30 protein-coding genes are annotated in these 16,947 nt (G+C 34.7%); 26 read left to right on the forward strand and 4 right to left on the reverse strand.

The features are described from left to right. Nucleotides 1–309 precede the first annotated feature (309 nt). Nucleotides 310–762 (reverse strand): DMP19 family protein, encoded by a 453-nt coding sequence (locus K7887_RS03005; RefSeq protein ID WP_223492113.1) that lies wholly within the window; start codon nt 760–762, stop codon nt 310–312. 103 nt (nt 763–865) lie between these two features. Between K7887_RS03005 and K7887_RS03010 the strand changes: the two genes are divergently transcribed. The 23 genes from K7887_RS03010 (at nt 866) to K7887_RS03115 (ending at nt 13,091) form a co-directional block, all read left to right on the forward strand. Beyond that, nucleotides 866–1,129, forward strand: a complete 264-nt coding sequence (locus K7887_RS03010; RefSeq protein WP_223492114.1) for a hypothetical protein — start codon at nt 866–868, stop codon at nt 1,127–1,129. 19 nt (nt 1,130–1,148) lie between these two features. After that, the gene (locus K7887_RS03015) at nt 1,149–1,385 is read left to right on the forward strand and encodes a hypothetical protein (RefSeq protein WP_223492115.1); all 237 of its coding nucleotides are present in this window, start codon (nt 1,149–1,151) and stop codon (nt 1,383–1,385) included. Nucleotides 1,386–1,437: 52 nt separating this feature from the next. Then, nucleotides 1,438–1,623, forward strand: coding sequence for a hypothetical protein (locus K7887_RS03020; protein WP_223492116.1), 186 nt, complete (start codon nt 1,438–1,440; stop codon nt 1,621–1,623). A 60-nt stretch (nt 1,624–1,683) separates the two neighbouring features. Beyond that, nucleotides 1,684–2,202, forward strand: coding sequence for a GrpB family protein (locus K7887_RS03025; RefSeq protein ID WP_223492117.1), 519 nt, complete (start codon nt 1,684–1,686; stop codon nt 2,200–2,202). Nucleotides 2,203–2,268: 66 nt separating this feature from the next. Continuing rightward, complete coding sequence (locus K7887_RS03030; protein ID WP_223492118.1) at nt 2,269–2,739, forward strand: hypothetical protein; 471 nt, start codon at nt 2,269–2,271, stop codon at nt 2,737–2,739. Between the two features lie 232 nt (nt 2,740–2,971). Further along, nucleotides 2,972–3,409 carry a hypothetical protein gene (locus tag K7887_RS03035; RefSeq protein WP_223492119.1) on the forward strand — a complete coding sequence of 146 codons (438 nt, stop codon included), beginning with the start codon at nt 2,972–2,974 and terminating at the stop codon, nt 3,407–3,409. 90 nt (nt 3,410–3,499) lie between these two features. After that, nucleotides 3,500–3,907, forward strand: coding sequence for a hypothetical protein (locus K7887_RS03040; protein ID WP_223492120.1), 408 nt, complete (start codon nt 3,500–3,502; stop codon nt 3,905–3,907). Nucleotides 3,908–4,140: 233 nt separating this feature from the next. Next, nucleotides 4,141–4,314: a hypothetical protein gene (locus K7887_RS03045; RefSeq protein WP_223492121.1), complete on the forward strand. Its 174-nt coding sequence runs from the start codon at nt 4,141–4,143 to the stop codon at nt 4,312–4,314. 226 nt (nt 4,315–4,540) lie between these two features. Further along, nucleotides 4,541–4,867, forward strand: a complete 327-nt coding sequence (locus K7887_RS03050; protein WP_223492122.1) for an MBL fold metallo-hydrolase — start codon at nt 4,541–4,543, stop codon at nt 4,865–4,867. Nucleotides 4,868–4,884: 17 nt separating this feature from the next. Continuing rightward, the gene (locus tag K7887_RS03055; protein WP_223492123.1) at nt 4,885–5,397 is read left to right on the forward strand and encodes an MBL fold metallo-hydrolase; all 513 of its coding nucleotides are present in this window, start codon (nt 4,885–4,887) and stop codon (nt 5,395–5,397) included. A gap of 266 nt (nt 5,398–5,663) precedes the next feature. Further along, nucleotides 5,664–6,443 carry an alpha/beta fold hydrolase gene (locus K7887_RS03060; RefSeq protein ID WP_223492124.1) on the forward strand — a complete coding sequence of 260 codons (780 nt, stop codon included), beginning with the start codon at nt 5,664–5,666 and terminating at the stop codon, nt 6,441–6,443. A 145-nt stretch (nt 6,444–6,588) separates the two neighbouring features. Beyond that, entirely contained in the window at nt 6,589–6,732 is a 144-nt protein-coding gene (locus K7887_RS03065) for a hypothetical protein (protein WP_263290349.1), read from the forward strand. 161 nt (nt 6,733–6,893) lie between these two features. Further along, nucleotides 6,894–7,313: a DUF2500 domain-containing protein gene (locus K7887_RS03070; RefSeq protein WP_223492125.1), complete on the forward strand. Its 420-nt coding sequence runs from the start codon at nt 6,894–6,896 to the stop codon at nt 7,311–7,313. Nucleotides 7,314–7,377: 64 nt separating this feature from the next. After that, the gene (locus K7887_RS22925; RefSeq protein ID WP_263290331.1) at nt 7,378–7,506 is read left to right on the forward strand and encodes a hypothetical protein; all 129 of its coding nucleotides are present in this window, start codon (nt 7,378–7,380) and stop codon (nt 7,504–7,506) included. Nucleotides 7,507–7,522: 16 nt separating this feature from the next. Then, nucleotides 7,523–7,819, forward strand: a complete 297-nt coding sequence (locus tag K7887_RS03075) for a hypothetical protein (RefSeq protein ID WP_223492126.1) — start codon at nt 7,523–7,525, stop codon at nt 7,817–7,819. 36 nt (nt 7,820–7,855) lie between these two features. Beyond that, on the forward strand, nt 7,856–8,164 hold the full coding sequence (locus K7887_RS03080) for a hypothetical protein (protein ID WP_223492127.1): 309 nt from the start codon (nt 7,856–7,858) through the stop codon (nt 8,162–8,164). 57 nt (nt 8,165–8,221) lie between these two features. Further along, nucleotides 8,222–8,629: a hypothetical protein gene (locus K7887_RS03085; RefSeq protein WP_223492128.1), complete on the forward strand. Its 408-nt coding sequence runs from the start codon at nt 8,222–8,224 to the stop codon at nt 8,627–8,629. A 472-nt stretch (nt 8,630–9,101) separates the two neighbouring features. After that, nucleotides 9,102–9,518, forward strand: coding sequence for a GNAT family N-acetyltransferase (locus K7887_RS03090; RefSeq protein ID WP_223492129.1), 417 nt, complete (start codon nt 9,102–9,104; stop codon nt 9,516–9,518). A 69-nt stretch (nt 9,519–9,587) separates the two neighbouring features. Further along, the gene (locus tag K7887_RS23055) at nt 9,588–9,836 is read left to right on the forward strand and encodes a 5-methylcytosine restriction system specificity protein McrC (RefSeq protein WP_399209126.1); all 249 of its coding nucleotides are present in this window, start codon (nt 9,588–9,590) and stop codon (nt 9,834–9,836) included. Between the two features lie 496 nt (nt 9,837–10,332). Beyond that, on the forward strand, nt 10,333–10,614 hold the full coding sequence (locus tag K7887_RS03100) for a DUF3219 family protein (protein ID WP_223492130.1): 282 nt from the start codon (nt 10,333–10,335) through the stop codon (nt 10,612–10,614). Nucleotides 10,615–10,636: 22 nt separating this feature from the next. Continuing rightward, entirely contained in the window at nt 10,637–11,617 is a 981-nt protein-coding gene (locus K7887_RS03105; RefSeq protein ID WP_223492131.1) for an LLM class flavin-dependent oxidoreductase, read from the forward strand. A gap of 651 nt (nt 11,618–12,268) precedes the next feature. Further along, nucleotides 12,269–12,616, forward strand: a complete 348-nt coding sequence (locus K7887_RS03110) for a DUF2500 domain-containing protein (RefSeq protein ID WP_317849232.1) — start codon at nt 12,269–12,271, stop codon at nt 12,614–12,616. 52 nt (nt 12,617–12,668) lie between these two features. After that, nucleotides 12,669–13,091, forward strand: a complete 423-nt coding sequence (locus K7887_RS03115) for a ClbS/DfsB family four-helix bundle protein (RefSeq protein ID WP_223492132.1) — start codon at nt 12,669–12,671, stop codon at nt 13,089–13,091. A gap of 203 nt (nt 13,092–13,294) precedes the next feature. Here K7887_RS03115 and K7887_RS03120 read toward each other — a convergent pair whose 3' ends face one another. The 3 genes from K7887_RS03120 to K7887_RS03130 are packed head-to-tail and all read right to left on the reverse strand — an operon-like array spanning nt 13,295 to nt 14,914. After that, nucleotides 13,295–13,735, reverse strand: a complete 441-nt coding sequence (locus K7887_RS03120) for a DUF488 domain-containing protein (RefSeq protein WP_223492133.1) — start codon at nt 13,733–13,735, stop codon at nt 13,295–13,297. A 28-nt stretch (nt 13,736–13,763) separates the two neighbouring features. Further along, the gene (locus K7887_RS03125) at nt 13,764–14,201 is read right to left on the reverse strand and encodes a DUF488 family protein, N3 subclade (protein ID WP_223492134.1); all 438 of its coding nucleotides are present in this window, start codon (nt 14,199–14,201) and stop codon (nt 13,764–13,766) included. 47 nt (nt 14,202–14,248) lie between these two features. Then, on the reverse strand, nt 14,249–14,914 hold the full coding sequence (locus K7887_RS03130) for a dual OB domain-containing protein (protein ID WP_223492135.1): 666 nt from the start codon (nt 14,912–14,914) through the stop codon (nt 14,249–14,251). 313 nt (nt 14,915–15,227) lie between these two features. On the opposite strand from K7887_RS03130, the gene K7887_RS03135 reads away from it, so the two are divergent. The 3 genes from K7887_RS03135 to K7887_RS03145 all read left to right on the forward strand — a co-directional run bounded on the left by K7887_RS03135 (nt 15,228) and on the right by K7887_RS03145 (nt 16,876). Beyond that, on the forward strand, nt 15,228–15,551 hold the full coding sequence (locus K7887_RS03135; protein WP_223492136.1) for a nucleoside triphosphate pyrophosphohydrolase: 324 nt from the start codon (nt 15,228–15,230) through the stop codon (nt 15,549–15,551). Beyond that, nucleotides 15,552–16,547, forward strand: a complete 996-nt coding sequence (locus tag K7887_RS03140; protein ID WP_223492137.1) for an HNH endonuclease — start codon at nt 15,552–15,554, stop codon at nt 16,545–16,547. 146 nt (nt 16,548–16,693) lie between these two features. Further along, nucleotides 16,694–16,876, forward strand: a complete 183-nt coding sequence (locus tag K7887_RS03145; RefSeq protein ID WP_223492138.1) for a hypothetical protein — start codon at nt 16,694–16,696, stop codon at nt 16,874–16,876. The last annotated feature ends 71 nt before the right edge of the window (nt 16,877–16,947 follow it).

The following is a 16,947-nucleotide window of genomic DNA, read 5'->3' on the forward strand; positions in this document are numbered from 1 at the left end:
CATCCCAATAGGGTTAAACCAAGACCCATTTGGAGGAGTGATAAACGCCGCCCCCAACCAAACGGAAACAATAGTAGTAATGAAGTTTACTAAAATAATAAAGCGGACCTTAACTTTCATAGATAAGAAACCAACCAATCCAGCAAAAAAAAGTGTCCCTAAGAACAAAAAATTAGTTTTCTCCGGATACTGCGAAATTTCATAGTAGTGAAACAGAAACGGCATATGAATTAACGAAACTAGCATCCAAAAGTATTTAATGAAAATCCCCCCTTAATTACAAAAACGTGGGTCGGCGTGCCTGTCCCCTCAGCCCAATTCCTTATACACCTTCACAAAATAAACCTCTAAAACTTCCCCTAATTTACCGTCAAGCTGCCAATATTCGCTGTCGGCATTCTCGATAACAGTATAGAACTCCTCCTCAGGTATCTCACCAGCTTCTAATGCTTGGTAAAGCTTCCACATCTGCAGGCCATACTTTTCTTCTATTAAAGCATATTCAGTTGCGTTAATTTCCTTAAGCGCCCGCACCAATTCTTCAAAATAACGGTCTACCCCTAACGCTTCTATATGCATAGAACACCAGTTAAATAGACCCTCATGCCCACCACTTTCAAGCTCGGAGTAGTAATGGTAGACCATAAAAGCTTGATTAGCAGTTTCATTGTCCGTAGGAAATTCGTATTCGCTCAGTAAAGAAATCATCGCATTCCAAATGTCTTCATTGGTTATCAATTCTGTATTATTTTTATCTGCCAAATGAATCCCTCCAAACTTTCTTACTAACAGTGGTAATAATGTAACATTATGTAATATGATTATAACAGATAGCATCGTATCAATTGGACGGAAGGAGAATGGTATGAGTCACAAAAAGGTAATTTTCATTCTGAGTCTAGTGGTAGCGATCGGGATTGCATTTACTCCTATTATTGGCATCAGACATGATGCCGATGGGATTATCTATTTTGGATTTCCTGCTGACATGTTTGTGTACTACGGAAATGGAGGTTGGAGTTCAAGCAGTCTAGGACCATTTTTCAATATTGCTTTTTTCTATGTGATATTTTTGCAGTTACACAAATTGATAACGAAAAAGAAGCTTTTAAAGAATATAGAGAAATAGAATAAAAGGGGGCTTTCCATTGTACTTATTACTATCCATTTTTTTGACCATTATTTTAGGAGGTGTATTACTCATGATGGGGCCAGTGGCAGGCGGTTTACTCGCATTCGCGATCATCACCGGCACCTTATTTAGAGGACTATATCTCCTAAACGACATCCACAGAAGGATCACCAAAGATATACCCAAACCTGATCCAGTCAAAGAGGCTTATGAAAACTATCTGAAAGAGAAAGAAGCCAAAGCTCAAGGGTAGAAGGGATGCACCGCGAAAATGTGTCGCGGTGCCTGTCCCTATGGAGGTGTTTATGAAAAAATACGGTTTGTCCTTTATTACATTCTTCGCTGCTGCGTATATAGTGTTAGTAATTTTGGAAGTCGGGGAAACGTTCACAAAAGGGATTCATGTTTTCATCTTATCTATTATTATCACCACTATTCACTGGATGTGGGATAGTTTCACCAAACTAACCAAACAGAAAAGGTCAAAGTAATGGACAACAAAAAACGGGTCACGGTGCCTGTCCCCATAGACCACTAAGGAGAACGACACGTTGAGAAAAACCAACATTCAACCATGGACCAAAGAATGGGAAGTCGCATATGACCAAGAACAGAAACTACTAAAAGAAGTCCTAAAAGATGAATTAGTAGATATTTTTCATATCGGAAGTACATCTGTCCCGGCAATCGGTTATGCCAAACCCATCATTGATATTTTGATTGTGGTAAAAGAAATTGAAAAGGTTGATCGGTACAATGAAGCGTTACGAAAAGTGGAGTATGAACCGAAAGGCGAGAACGGGATAGCAGGGAGGAGGTACTTCCCAAAAGGCAAGCAACACAGAACACACCATGTACATATCTTTCAGGTCGGCAATGAACATATACAAACACATCTGGATTTTAAAATGTATCTCATGGCACATCCAGAAGATGCAAAAGCATATGGAGAGTTGAAACTGGAATTAGCAAGGCAGTTTCCTGATAACCATCATATGTATCAAGAGGGAAAGCAGGATTTTGTGAATGAGTTGGCGGAGAGGGCGAGAAGTTGGAAGGCTAATAGATGATTTTTACTGCACCTTTTCATATAGGATGGGGGAAGTTGTAGGGTTATTGGTAATCGGAAAAATCTATTGGATGGAAAAATAATTGTAAAAGAAGGGATCAGCATGATTGGAAGAAAACTCATAGCAGCTTTAATCTCTGGTTTATTAATGATTGCGATGTATTCCATTTTTATTGGAATAGATATAGGAGTTTTCTTTGGCATGTATTTGATGCCCATTATTTTTATTTATGGCATACCATCTTCTATGTTATCTGACTACGCTACCAAAAGCCTGATGGGAACAAAACGAATAATCGTCGCTTTGTTCATTCACCTTTTCTTAGCAGCAACGTTCGTACCAATACCAATGTTGATTTCAGGCTACAAAATAGACACACGGTTCTCAGAGGCAACTGGTTTGTTCGATGTATTCTTATTCATTCATGCACTAATAGCAGCCTTCTTATTTTGGCTTACAGACGAATTAATGAAAAATAAATCATGTCAAATAAAACGCAGAAAGTGTTTAAAGTGGGTTGGCGATTTAAAAATATAATGAATGGAAGCAAATACTTATCTAAAATAAACAACAAATTGGTACGGCCCTCTATAAAGGATCAGCGTCTATTTTACTTGTCTAAGTGAAGGAAATATATTGTAGGGATTTTCAGATTATGAAATAGTTGGTATTAAGCAATCGGGCAGGATTGATTAATAAAAAAGACATTGACCCATGGGTGAAATTTTCTAATAAGGGGGGAGTAAATTTGAAGGGGAGTTTTTTCAAAATGAGCTTATTGATAGTAAGCATTCTTCTCTTAAATGCATGCAGTAAGGTTGAAGAAGTTCAACATATTTCAGTATTTGTTTCGGAAACATCAGAACAAGATGATGAAGGTTTTTTTGTAACAACTGGCTACAAGAAAGTTAATTCAATAACGATTATTGAAGAAAGTAAACATCATGTAAAGACTGTTATTAAATCCATCGAGGACTTTTATGATATCGAAGGGAATTATTTAAAAACAGAAATAATACATTCAACTTTTAATAAATCCTATGTTACTCAAAAAGAAGATGCTGAAAGTCTAAAGGAAGAAATTCAGAAACCTTCAACAATTCTAATTCCCGATGAAAATATAGAACTTTTCAAATTAGATAATAAAACAAAGGAAGTCGAGGAAAAAGTGAAAGAACATGTCCTATCTTTTATGGATATGCTGTAAGTAATACTCCATTATATAGGGGATTGTAGCAAAGTAGCTTGCTCCTTACATAAGAATTGGGAAGTATTTAAGAATAAGGAGAGTAGTTCTATGTTAAAAAGAAAAATAATAACAGCCATTCTGACATTTCTTATATCAACCTTAATTATTACTAGCTTATCCCCTGTAGATGTCCTTTTAGATGGCTCACATAATTATGAAACAAGCACTTTCTTTCAAGATATTTTGCTTATATCTGTATATGTTGTTGCAGGAGTTTTCTTATATGGATTGCCAGTATCAATACTAATTGAATTAATAACACAAAAACCAAAGGAAGCTCGATTTGCTCTTTCCTTTCCTTTACATATCTTGTTCGGAATAATTCCTGTTTTTGTATTAGGATTCTTAGCAATATTCTCACTGCTTGTCTCAATAATATATCTTTTGATTGACGAGTTAATTAGATTTTTCACAAAAGAAAAAAAGATTTCTGGTTACAATTATGTTAAAGCCTAAATCGTTTTAGAGTTTATCATTTTAATGAAATAGCTTTTAAATGGAGCCAAAGCAACTACTCACGCTGTTACTTGTAATATTTTTTAAGAAAACTTAGAGAAAAAAGAATTGCAGTGAGTATAGTGTTCTTTTAAAAGCTAGATTTCTTTTTACCCACTATGCAGCAATCTAGGGGCGATTGTTGCGCCAATGAATTAATTATTTAGTAAGGCACTTACAGAAGGAGGAATGGAATGTCAGAACAGGAAAGAGAGAGGCTCAAGAATAGAGAACAACAAAGAAACCCAGGGGCGGCTTTTAACAATGCATTAAATCAAGCTATAACTGGTAATCCAAATGGAAGTGGATGTTTATTGATTGTGGTTATACTTCTAATATTTCTTTTATTTAAAGCTTGCTCTTCTTAATCTTTTATTGGGTACAATTGCAAAAGCTTTAAAATGAGTCTATTGAAGAAAATAGGAGCGATTGCCAGCTAGTGTAATCGCATTTTGTTTCTATTTATGGGGGAAGGGAGGAAGTCCAATGGTGAACAGATAATCCGAGAAAATCTATTTGTGTTTACATTAAAAGCATGTAGAGTTTCTCACATTTTCTAATTAATTGAAAATAAAGTTAAGAGGAGAAAACAACATGCTAAATAAAATTACGCCGTCTGTTTATTATTCATCCAACAACGATGCTAGAGAGCGACCAACTTTGGGATTAGTCTGTGGGGATAAATATAGCTTAGTAATAGATTCAGGAAATTCCGCTCAACATGCTCAAGATTTTTTAAAAGAAGTGGACGCACTTGATGTACCTCCAGTTAAATATTTGATCATTACCCATGGACATTGGGATCATTTCTTAGGATTAAATGAATTTGAGACCACGATCATAGTAAATAAGCGCACCAATCAAATTTTAAACGATTGGCAAAGCTATTCTTTTGATGATAATCGCTTCAAAACTATGTAGATTTAGATTCCAGTAAAATGTCTCGTCAATGTCTGGAGATCATTAGAACTGAACTTCCCATGAGGGATTCCTTTAAGTTGAAACCTGCTGATATGATATTTGAGAATTCGCTTACTATTGATCTTGGAAACAAGGTTTGTATCATCGAAACAATTATTGGTACCCACAGCGAAGATTCAACCATTATATATGTGCCTGACGATAAAGTCCTTTTCTTAGGTGATAGTGCTTATGGAACGACAACAGATTCTTTATTCCATTACAAGCAATCATTATTAATACCGATGATTAAGGATATTCAGAAATACGATGCTCATTTCTTCATTCTTGGGCACGAATCGATGTGTGTTTTAGAGGAAATGAATCTTTACTGGAAAGAACTTATTTCCTCAAGCGACGCCACAGATTCTACATCATTAGAAATAGCCATGAAATGTTTCGAGAACAAGAATAACAGGATACCTAATTCAAATGAACAATTTTTTATACAAGCCTTTGTAAATGACCAGATTTTAAAATCAAGAGTTTAATGAATATGGCGCTATCCATAAAAGGATTAGCGCTTATTCTGGTCTAGAATCAGAAAAATTTATTGGAGGTATAAGAGAAAAGAGAAAATTATAGAGTCTATATTAAAGGTGAGAACACGGCTCGCTCCTTACATAAGAATAGGGCAGGGTAGTTCAATAAGCCTTCTCCTTTTACGGTACTCTAACCTTATGGGATAGGTACTCACCTATATTTACAAAAATGAATATCTTATTGTTGAAACCAACTTAACTTAGGAGGAATCTTCATGGGATACTTTGTTACTGTAGAAAATGATGTGAATTTATATGTTGAAGATATTAACCCGGGGGGAAATAAGACCGTTGTGTTTTTACATGGTTGGCCGTTAAACCATAAGCAGTTTGAATATCAGTTTAATGTTCTTCCTTCTATGGGTTACCGCTGTATTGGTATAGACTGGAGGGGCTTTGGCAAATCGGATAAACCAATGAATGGCTATACTTTTAACAGACTTGCAGATGATATTCGCACAGTAGTTGGTACACTTCAATTAAACAATTTTACTCTTGTAGGTCACTCTACCGGTGGGGCTATCGCCATTCGGTATATGTCTCGTCACAACGGTTTGGGGGTATCGAAGCTTGTACTTATTGATGCGGCCGCACCAACAGGATTTACTACAGAAACGGCCGATGAACTTCTTACGGAAACCCTAAATGACCGCCCAAAGATGATACAGGAAGTAATGGATACCTTTTTCTTCCAGTATATTACTAAACCATTCTCGGACTGGTTTTTGCAAATGGGATTACAGGCAGCAAGTTGGTCGACAGCTGCTATTATTATTACATTAAGAGATGAGAAGCTGCATGCGGATCTTTCAAAAATAAATGTCCCTACCTTAATCATTCACGGTATTCATGATAAAGTCATTCCATTTGCACAGGCTCACGAGCTAAACCAAAAAATAAAAAATTCACAGCTAGTCCCATTCCAATATAGTGGTCATGGTCCTTTCTGGGAAGAACGTGACAAGGTTAACCAGCTATTAACACAATTTATTTAGTTAAAAAACTTATACTTATTCTAATAAATGGATGAAGTAAAATTTTTGCTCTACTTAAAAAGCAACTGGTTGGATATATTCGGGGGCTTACAGATCAATCTGTACATCTGAATTATTAGTAGATCGTACCTATCGGGGATCAGGGATTGGAGAAATATTGCTGAATTATGTTCATCACTTATATCCAACGACAAGAATTGAAATGTTAGCAAACACTGATTCTCGAACTTTTTATGAGCAAAAAGGTTACAGAACGTTTTATGGATTTAGGAAGACAAGTAAAGAATAATGGAGAGTTACCTACTAAATTACCAGGCGCTATCCTTGTTTCTAGGATGAGCGCTTATTTTTGAGTAAAAGGGTTTTCCAGAAACCTATGATGAAACTTTTTCATATTCATACGCGTATATATTTCAAAGATAAAGATGTATCTTAAGGAGGAGTTTTTACATGGTAGATCCATATGCTATGGGGGCTGGCGATGCTATGTTTCAGATTGTACCGATTTTTATTGGCATTATTTTTGTGATCGTTATCGGTAGTATCTTGATTTCGGTTTTTAAAGGCATTGGGGAGTGGCAGAAAAATGAGCAGTCACCAAAGCTAAGTGTGCCAGCTGTTGTTACATCAAAACGGATAGAAGTTACCAAAAGGTCCAATATGCATCATCACAACGACACCCATCACCACCATTCTTCCAGCACAAGATATTTTGTTACGTTCGAGTTTGAGAGTGGTGACCGTTTGGAATTTCATGTTTCTGGTAAGGAGTATGGGTTACTTTCGGAAGGTGACTATGGTGTATTAAGCTTTCAAGGGACTCGGTATTTAGGTTTCCAGAGAGACATAGAGAAGAAGGAGAGTTTATGAAGAAAAAACTTTTTCTTGTTAATGGAACGTACCAATTAAAACAATGGGAGGTTGAGGTGAGGTATTGCTGATTATAGTAATAATTATTATTGTTATCACCCTTTTATCAATAGAAGTCCAGTTAAGGCGAGCAAACAAGCATAATGAAGAAATAATTGATTTGTTAAGGGAGATAAAGGATAAAACGGAATAAGGTAAGGAGTGATTCCATGAAAAAAGGGAAGGTAATCGTTTTAACTGTTGCAATAATGGTCAGTTTTATTGTTATGCTTCATTCAAATCCAACTACTTCATTACGAACAAAAGTGTTTTTTATGGGGTATCCGAAAGCTGCTTTTACATCTGAGATTGTGGAATATGAATATGTAAACCTTCATGATAAGGATAGTAAGGGATACATATTTACAGAGCCCCCTATGGAAAAAGCAACCCAAGGTTATTTAGACACGTATCAAGTGAAGAAAATAGGGATTTTTTATTTTGCTGAGTTTATGAAAGATGTATGATGTTGCTCTATATATTGATAATCCAGGGAGAAGATAATGAAGAAATATTTGGTGCAAATTGGAATCGTTTTGTTAATACTTTTAATTGCCTTTTTTATTAATCCAAAAGAATTGTATTATAGCTTTAAAGCAGAAAAAGAGATTGAAATCATACGAGGTATTGTAGAAGAAGGAATTGGAGAAGAAAAATACAAAATAAAAGAAATAACACATATAAGTGAAAACAGTTTTCTTGTTGAAACTAATAGCAATAGTTTGCTAATTCAAAGCAAGAAACAGGTTAGTGGGACTTCTTATGAGATCTTTGTATATGGATTAACTATTGAGAGATATATGAATAAATAGCTAATGGCTTATTACTTAGAAATAAGGCAGCGTTCTAGAATAAGGAGAGTAGGTTCAATGTTAAAAAGAAAAATAGTAACAGCCTTTTTGACATTTATTATATCAACCTTAGTTATTACTAGCCTATCCCCTGTAGAAGTCCTCTTAAATGGCTCACATAATTATGAAACAGGCACTTTCTTTCAAGATATTATTCTTATATCTGTATATGTTGGGGTAGGAATTTTCTTTTTTGGATTGCCAGTATCAATACTAATTGAATTAATAACACGTAAACCAAGGGAAGCTCGATTTGCTCTTTCCTTTCCTTTACATATCTTGTTCGGAATAATTCCTGTTTTTGTATTAGGATTCTTAGCGATATTCTCACTGCTTGTGTCAATGGTATTTCTTGTGATTGACGAGTTAATTAGGTTTTTCACAAAAGAAAAAAAGATTTCTGATTACAAATATGTTAAAACCTAATTCATTGCAGAGTTTATCATTAATGAATAGAAAAAGAGGTTGGACTTTTATTGAAACGTGTTTCTGATGATAAATACGAAGAGATTCATGTATTTAAAAAACGTGAAGAAAAATTAGCTTTTTACAAAAATGCCCATAGGGAAAGGGAAAAGTTATAAATAGAAAAGTTGGTCTTTTTTTATTGGTTTTCTTTTGTTATTTAATATGGCTATATCTTGCAATATATGAATCTTCCATAAATGACTGGTGGACAGTCAATGAGATTATAGGGATAAGTGTTTCAAATGTGAAGATTGTTGTTGGTACGGGTATCTTCATTGTTGGTGGAGGGGTTCTTTACTTGTTCATTAGAAAAAGGAATTAGAAAATTGTTATTGAAGAGCTGATTAAGAGGACGTTATTAAATGTGTCACGGTGCCTGTCCCCATAGACCCTCTTGAGGTGAACAGAATAAGAGTAGAGGTGGCTTTCCATGCGTATACAACTGAGAAATGAAAACTGGCTTGAGGTTAGAGAGTATAGAAAAGAAGACTTTATACATATTAATAGATTAAATGCAGAGGAAAAGTGGAATAACCTTGTTGAAAATAAAGACAGTACAAGGGAAGCTTGGGATCATTCAACCATTACTTATGTTGCAGAAATAAACGGGCAGCTGGTTGGGTATATAAGGGGGCTTACAGATCAATCTGTTACCTTATACATCTGTGAATTATTAGTAGATCGTACCTATCGTGGCTCGGGGATTGGAGAAATATTGCTGAATTATGTTCATCACTTATACCCAACGACAAGGATTGAAATGTTGGCAAACAGTGATTCTCGAACTTTTTATGAGCAAAAAGGTTATAGAACGTTTTACGGATTTAGGAAGACAAGTAAAGAATAATCAACTACCAGGCGCTATTCTTGTTTCAAGGGGAAAATTGATATCAATGCTACGATAAAGAAAAATACATTGGTTAATAAGAAAGTTGCAGTGGTTTATGAAGAGTTCTCTGAGAATGTAGTGTTAAATCAAATTATTAAAGCGACACTCATTTACCTATCGCGATCAAATAAAATAAATCAAATAATTCGTAGATTATTTCACGAATTGCTACCTTATTATACAGAGGTATCAGATGTAGAGCTAGATTTGATGCTATGGAAAAATGTTAGATATAACCGCCAAAACATTCGTTATCAATTTATTGTAGATTTATGAGCAGTTATTATTTGATGAAAGCTCTACTTCTCAAAAGATGAAAGCGGTTCAAGACGAACAAAGATTATCGTCTTTATATGAAAAGTTCATCTATCTCTTGATTTACAACAAAAATTTAGTGGCATAAAGGAAAACTTACTAGCATATGCTAATCAATTTTTTACATAGTTTTATAAATTCGTTTTATCTAGGAAGCGCGGGACGGGCTTGCGCTTTCTTCGGATTAGGAAGGAAACAGTAGAATCGTCCGGGCGCTTCCCAGTTCTTTAAGGAGAGAGATTCGAAATGCGAATGAAATGTTTGTGTTTAACCGACCATAATGGATATGAGATTCCAATTAAACAAATCGAGCATCAGAGATAGCATCAGGAAAAGTGAAAGAATTCATGAGAAAAACATAAAAAAATTAAAAGAATCTCATAGAACACCTAAGTGAATCACCATTAATCCGGAAGCAACGGGGCGGTTCTATCTATTAGAAAGGGACGATGAAGAAATGGTTACAGAAATCCAACTAAATGATACTAAAATTAATATCACACGATATGATGAAAAAAAGATAGAAGGTAAAACTCAGATATCGTTTACTTTTTATGTTTCAAGTGAAGACTACCATGATATAGCAACGTTATTATACAAAGGAACATTTGATGTAATCGTACTTGAGAGACATCTTAAGTTCCGCGGAACGATTCAAGAATATTCAACATCAATTACGAATCTATACGAAAAAGGGCAAATTGGTGAATATAAACTGACTTTGAAAGAAGTGGAATAATAGAAAAGGGGATTTTCATCTTATGAAATTAAGCATTTTAGATCAGTCTCCCATTTCAACTAATCAAACGGCATATGAAGCACTACAGGAATCAATGAATCTCGCTCGCATAGGGGAGACATTAGGATATTCCCGTTATTGGATTGCTGAACATCATGCAATGCCAGGGCTTGCATGCTCTGCGCCCGAGGTAATGTTAGGGTATATTGGGGCAAATACAAAAAATATCCGAATTGGCTCTGGAGCAGTTTTATTGCCATACTATAAGCCGTATAAAGTAGCAGAAACCTATCACATGTTATCCACTCTATTTCCTAATCGAATTGATGTTGGAATTGGAAGGGCACCGGGGGGGCCTGCTGAAGCAACAAATGCATTATCGGATAACTATTTGCAACATGTCTATAAAATGCCTGATTTAGTATATGAATTAATTAAATACATAGATAATGAAGGGACCGTAGTAAAGGCTTCTCCGATACCGCAGATTAGTCCTGATCTATGGATGTTAGGTACAAGTAGAAAAAGTGGGGATTTTGCTGCGGAAAACGGTTTAGCCTATAGTTTCGGACAATTTATGAGTGATGAAAACGGAGCAGAAATCGTCCAACAATATCGTCAGTCATTTCAACCAAGGAAAAAAGGCCAAAAACCATACGTCATTATGGCTTTATCAGTAATTTGTGCAGAAACTACTCAAAAAGCAGAAGAAATTGCTTTAAGTTCAATTGTTTGGGAACTACAAAATGAGAGTATGGAAGGAAACAAAGGAGTTCCTTCTGTTGATGAGGCAAAAAAAATTCTATTAAATCTACGTAATCAAAAGTCTATTGAAAGAATAAAAAAGAAAATGATTATAGGTACTCCAAATGAGGTGAAAAGAAAAATATTAGAAATTCAATCACATGTATTAGCAGATGAAATCATGATTGTAACTATCACTTATTCATCAAAGGATAAGCATCAATCATATCGATTAATCGCAGAACAATTTATTAAATGAAAAAGTTAAGATTAAAAGGGAGTGGAATGATTAACGTTTTTTTCCTCCAGAGTGTTTTGGTTTCAGCTTTCAAAACCCCCTTGTTAATGTAAAATGGAAGCAGGGGACGGTTCTCTGCTTCTGAAGCAGAGAAGAACTTAATCGTACGCGATGGCCTTTTAAGAGCCCTTTCTAATGAAGATGGGGGAAATGAGAAAGAATGCTCTTTATGGTATTGTTTAATCATCAAACCAAGCAAATCATAGAAGTCATACTTAACCCAAACATATAGGTAGTAGCAGTAAACCATCACCTGAGAAGCATCAAGACGGGTCCACTGTTCGAGAATAGAATATTACAGCCGTGTAAAGGGAGATCAAATCGACATTTTGGGTAATGTGTATATAATTTCTAATTCAGTCATTAAGTAATTGGATGCGACACTCTAAATTTATAGACGAAAAACACCATATCATATAACCAGGCGCTATTCTTGTTTCAAGGATGAGCGCTTATTTTGTATAAGAGGTTTTGCAGAACCCTAGTCCGAAAGTACACCATGTATCTGATGAAACTTTTCATATGGATACTCGTATATAACTCAAAGATAAAGATGTAACCAAAGGAGGAGTGTTTACATGTCAGATCCATATAGTGTGGTGGCTGGTGGTGATGCTATGTTTCAGATTGTACCAATTTTTATTGGCTTTTGTGATTGTTATCGGTAGTATCTTAATTTCAATTTTTAAAGGCGTTGGGGAGTGGCAGAAGAATGAGCAGTCACCAAAGCTAAGTGTGCCAGCTGTTGTTACATCAAAACGGATAGATGTTACCAAAAGGTCCAATATGCATCATCACAACGATACCCATCATCACCATTCTTCCAGCACACATACAAAATATTATGTGACGTTCGAGTTTGAAAGTGGCGACCGTTCGGAGTTTCACGTTTTTGGTAAGGAGTATGGTTTACTTTCCGAAGGTGACAATGGAGTATTAAGCTTTCAAGGGACGCGGTAGTTAGGGTTTGAGCGAAACAAAGGGAGTATATCGGGAGGAGAGGATTACCAAAGTGACTACAAGTGAAAAAGAAATTCTACTGTTGAATAGTGACAAGTACTTTAATAGATTACTTGCAATTATTGAATCCGTACCAAGTAGAAAAATAGGCCTTTCCATTGAAACGCTAGAAAGAGACAAGAATTTCCGTGATGTCGTCATGCACCTGTATGAATGGCATGCCATGCTGGAGAGATGGTATAGGGAAGGAATGGATGGGGATATCCCGTTTATGCCAGCACCGGGTTATAAATGGAGTAAGATCGGGCACCTCAATATGCGAACATGGGAAACCTACCAAGACGTAACATTAAATCAAGCGATAAAGAAATTAAAGTTAAGCCATGAGCGAGTGATGGAACTAATTAGATCACATACCAATGAAGAAATCATGACAAAAAATACATTCTTCTACTTTGTTGAAGATTCTGGGTAAGGGTGAAACTCAGATCTTTACGAGCTGGGTTTTTCTTATATAAAAAAGCTCGGAGTTTCTACTCGGAGCTTTTTATTGTATTGTTCTGCATTTTTATTTTCAGAAAAATAGGGAGGGTTAGGGGACAGAAAATTATAAATCAGATACTTTTCACGTATAGCCTTAATTAAGGCCTCTATACTTGAGAAATGCTTTCATGAAACTTAAAGATGGTTAACTTTAATATTTTTTAGTGATGATTGGATATAGTCTGTTAATATTCTACGATGGCAATGAGTATGTTGATGCTCACTACATAGAAAACAGACATTATCATCCTCAATCAATTTTTTTACTAGGGGTAGAATTTTTCGTTTCTCAATTAATTCATTATACTCAATTTCATATTCATCCCAAGTCATTTCTTTCTTCTTATATGACTTTAGAATGTAATCAGATGGTGCCAGAGTAGGAGTATGAATATATTTTATGTCAACTAATTCTAGAATATATTCAAGGTCTTGTTTCTTAGCGAAACCAGATAGCTGAGATGTATTATTTAGTCTTGTATCAACAACCTTCGTTACACCTGCTTCTTTCAACAGCTTAATAAATTGTCTTAAAGATTTTTTAGCAAAACCAATTGTATTTATAGTTTCCCCCATTATTTTGAGTCCTCCCTGTAAACTGTTTTTAGAATAAATATAATTGTTCATTTCTTATTGGATTTAATTCTATAGCTTGAACACCATAAGGTTTAAAAAACTCTCCAACCAGTCGTCTGTGACAAAAACGGTGATCATCACAAAAACAAATCAAAACGATATTTTTACCCTTTAGGAGTTGTTTATAAACCTCACGAAGACACTGCTTGGTCTCTCTATTTTCTAATTCTTCTAAGAATACCTCTTCATATTTATGCCACCAAGAGTCAGGGTTATGCCCTTTCCAATTATTAATAAATTTCAAAAACAAATTCTTAGAGGGAGATAACTGTTTTACAAGTATTGTATTAGGGATTTCAATACCTGCTCTTGTTATTTGCCATAACTCTGCTTCCACTTTTAAGTACTTAAGTCCAGCCGGATTTGAAGTAAACAGTTGTCCTTTAGGTCTCGGGGATTTTTCCATGTTACTACTCCCTTTTTTCTTCCAAGTTTAATGTTATGATATTAACATTAATTTGGATAAGAGTCTAATACGGGAACCTCAGGGTCGGTAATTAAGCTGATAGCCATAGGATACTCTTTATAGATATCTTTTCTAGGTTCTTTACGTGCTAAACCGATAACTAAATAAAGTGAGTCATATGTGTTAGGAGTATTAATTTTTTGTTGGATATACGATCGCCATTTTAAATCAGTAATAGGAAATCCTTCAGTTTGTGTTGTATTATTATAATCAATGCCATTGAAGGTGAACTTTATTCGAAGTAAGTTTTCTACCTGTCTAAAGCTATCAATGTCTATTAAGCATAGTGAGCGTCCATTCGCCTGCAATGTTTCACTAAGTTCGGTTTCCCCACTTTGAAATTTGGAAACAAGTTGTAATAATTCATTATTGGGTAATTTCTTTATTAAAGAATAAGAATCCCAGTCTACTAATCTAATATCTTCGGTATGACCTGGAGAGTTTGGATCGAGCTCTGCTCTATAATTATAAATCTCCCACACATCTCCAACCATAATCTTTTTATTATCATTATAAAATAAATTTGACCAAAACTTAGTGCTAGTGTCTGGTGGCAAAGGTCGTAACCAATTTCCGTCTTCATCTATTCCAGCAATACAATATTTATCATATGTTTTTGTCACTGCAAGAACTGTAAAATTAATAATCGACATAATTATATGTCATCTCCTTAACATATTTTATATTTCATTCCCTTATCTAGAAAATTCTACAAAAAAATACAAAAACCTTTAAATTTCTATATAAAACTCTGTTATAATTTTTTGGAGAAGCCTTGTCAAAGGATTAGCTGGACAGTTAACCCAATATTATTATAAGAATAGGATCATTGAGAAAACTAGAAAGAGATAAAGGGTGCATTTAAGTAGATCAATTATTACAAAATAGCACTTTATTCAAGGGAGGGTAAAAAATAGGTTCAAGGATTTTAGTGTTTTTTCTATCTAAATTTGGAGGGGACGTTCTATGCCTAAATACAACAAACTAGTGCGAGATAAGATTCCAGAAATCATTGAATTGACCGGAAAAAAGTACGTAACAAGAGCCCTTTCTGAAGAAGAATACATAAAAGAATTGAAGAATAAAAGTTTCGAAGAATTAGAGGAGTACCGAAGTGCAGTTACGAAAGAAGAGGCTTTGGAAGAGCTAGCCGATCTAATGGAAGTAATTCATGCTTTTGCCAAGTATCACAATACTACTTTAGATGAAGTAGAAAAGCTACGTCGAAAGAAAGCAGTTAAACGAGGTGCTTTTGAAGAAAAGATTTTCTTAGTTGAGGTCGAGGATTAAATGAGCCATAAACTAAAAGTCGGTGAATTGAAAGTAGAGTATTTGACTGACGAAGAGATCTGGCGAGTTTTTACCATCGTCTTATCAAGCAAATCAGTAAAATCATCTACATATAAATTCGCATTGATAAAAGCAATCATTGAGAATTTGTATCAGGTTAATGAAGACTTTGAACTAACTTACGATCAACTAGCTTACACTTTCACAAAGGTGTATTGGAATTTGATTGTTCACCATAATTTGTCCCGGCATAACAGAGGAAAGAATGCCAGGGTGGTTTCTATAATAAAAGAGGAACAACAGAATCACTCAATACCACCTGAAATGGTTTTTGATAAACTGAGGGATTCTCTTCAAGTAAAACTGATTCACAAAGTAAAACTTACTATGAAGATTAATGTCTTTGGTGCTTTATATGGTGATACAAGAGGAATGTTCTACTCATTTGACCATAAAGCAGAAGTATTAAGGCTCAATCCTCTTGTCCATAGTTTTATGCTGAATTATCAAAGATTGATTATACACCTTACAAACTATCATATGGCAACAATGATTGAAGAACTAAACGAAGTCCCCAGCATTAATTATCTTCTAGGTAAAGTAGAGAACATAGCTAAACGTTCATTGCTACAACCATTTGAAAAAATACTGTTGTCATACTTTGAAGCAAGGTGTTTCTATTGTGGAAATGAATTGACAGGTAAGAAAAGAGAAATGCATATTGACCATTTCATTCCATGGTCGTTTGTACAATCAGACCATATTTGGAACCTTGTCCTATCCTGTAATAAGTGTAATAGTTCCAAAAGTGATAAATTGCCAGAAAGAGGGTACCTTGATGGTATTATTAATCGGAATGAGGAATTGTTAAGTTGGAATTCCAACTTTCAAATTGAAAAACTGATGGAGAACTACAAAGAAAACAAAATCATAATGCTTTATGACTATTTTGTTAAGAATGGTTTTGATACCATATGGAATCCCTTAACAAAGTAATATAGAAGTTCTAATTATTGAGTAATTTCTAAACCAGCAATACTTTTAAAGAGGATCTGCTGGTTTTTTGTCGAAATTCACACATTCAGGAAGGAGGAGGGTACTTGGATTGTATTTTGAGAGATTATATTTAGGGGGAGAAAAGAATGAAAATTAATTGTATTTGCTGTAATGATAAAATTCAATTAAAAGAAGAAGTGGTATTAGATGTAGCAAACTCCTTATATCATGCAAACTGTTATAGTGAGTTTAGTGAAAATCTATTTGAGTGGAAGGATTTCGGTGGAATGGAAGACATTTTAAATAAGTACAATTATTTAAAATCATAAGTATTACATTTCATACAGATTCGATTAAACTCATTTCTCAAAGCTAAAAAGCCTCTATAAAAATTTGTTTC

Source organism: Sutcliffiella horikoshii (genome assembly GCF_019931755.1).
GTDB classification, from domain to species: domain Bacteria; phylum Bacillota; class Bacilli; order Bacillales; family Bacillaceae_I; genus Sutcliffiella_A; species Sutcliffiella_A horikoshii_E.

Bases quoted from the DNA above. Each gene is read 5' to 3' on its own strand.
- K7887_RS03010 (WP_223492114.1), top strand. From the start codon at position 866: ATGAGTCACAAAAAGGTAATTTTCATTCTGAGTCTAGTGGTAGCGATC.
- K7887_RS03020 (WP_223492116.1), top strand. From the start codon at position 1,438: ATGAAAAAATACGGTTTGTCCTTTATTACATTCTTCGCTGCTGCGTAT.
- K7887_RS03035 (WP_223492119.1), top strand. From the start codon at position 2,972: ATGAGCTTATTGATAGTAAGCATTCTTCTCTTAAATGCATGCAGTAAG.
- K7887_RS03040 (WP_223492120.1), top strand. From the start codon at position 3,500: ATGTTAAAAAGAAAAATAATAACAGCCATTCTGACATTTCTTATATCA.
- K7887_RS03045 (WP_223492121.1), top strand. From the start codon at position 4,141: ATGTCAGAACAGGAAAGAGAGAGGCTCAAGAATAGAGAACAACAAAGA.
- K7887_RS03050 (WP_223492122.1), top strand. From the start codon at position 4,541: ATGCTAAATAAAATTACGCCGTCTGTTTATTATTCATCCAACAACGAT.
- K7887_RS03055 (WP_223492123.1), top strand. From the start codon at position 4,885: ATGTCTCGTCAATGTCTGGAGATCATTAGAACTGAACTTCCCATGAGG.
- K7887_RS03060 (WP_223492124.1), top strand. From the start codon at position 5,664: ATGGGATACTTTGTTACTGTAGAAAATGATGTGAATTTATATGTTGAA.
- K7887_RS03070 (WP_223492125.1), top strand. From the start codon at position 6,894: ATGGTAGATCCATATGCTATGGGGGCTGGCGATGCTATGTTTCAGATT.
- K7887_RS03075 (WP_223492126.1), top strand. From the start codon at position 7,523: ATGAAAAAAGGGAAGGTAATCGTTTTAACTGTTGCAATAATGGTCAGT.
- K7887_RS03080 (WP_223492127.1), top strand. From the start codon at position 7,856: ATGAAGAAATATTTGGTGCAAATTGGAATCGTTTTGTTAATACTTTTA.
- K7887_RS03085 (WP_223492128.1), top strand. From the start codon at position 8,222: ATGTTAAAAAGAAAAATAGTAACAGCCTTTTTGACATTTATTATATCA.
- K7887_RS03090 (WP_223492129.1), top strand. From the start codon at position 9,102: ATGCGTATACAACTGAGAAATGAAAACTGGCTTGAGGTTAGAGAGTAT.
- K7887_RS03100 (WP_223492130.1), top strand. From the start codon at position 10,333: ATGGTTACAGAAATCCAACTAAATGATACTAAAATTAATATCACACGA.
- K7887_RS03105 (WP_223492131.1), top strand. From the start codon at position 10,637: ATGAAATTAAGCATTTTAGATCAGTCTCCCATTTCAACTAATCAAACG.
- K7887_RS03110 (WP_317849232.1), top strand. From the start codon at position 12,269: ATGCTATGTTTCAGATTGTACCAATTTTTATTGGCTTTTGTGATTGTT.
- K7887_RS03120 (WP_223492133.1), bottom strand. From the start codon at position 13,735: ATGGGGGAAACTATAAATACAATTGGTTTTGCTAAAAAATCTTTAAGA.
- K7887_RS03125 (WP_223492134.1), bottom strand. From the start codon at position 14,201: ATGGAAAAATCCCCGAGACCTAAAGGACAACTGTTTACTTCAAATCCG.
- K7887_RS03130 (WP_223492135.1), bottom strand. From the start codon at position 14,914: ATGTCGATTATTAATTTTACAGTTCTTGCAGTGACAAAAACATATGAT.
- K7887_RS03135 (WP_223492136.1), top strand. From the start codon at position 15,228: ATGCCTAAATACAACAAACTAGTGCGAGATAAGATTCCAGAAATCATT.
- K7887_RS03140 (WP_223492137.1), top strand. From the start codon at position 15,552: ATGAGCCATAAACTAAAAGTCGGTGAATTGAAAGTAGAGTATTTGACT.
- K7887_RS03145 (WP_223492138.1), top strand. From the start codon at position 16,694: ATGAAAATTAATTGTATTTGCTGTAATGATAAAATTCAATTAAAAGAA.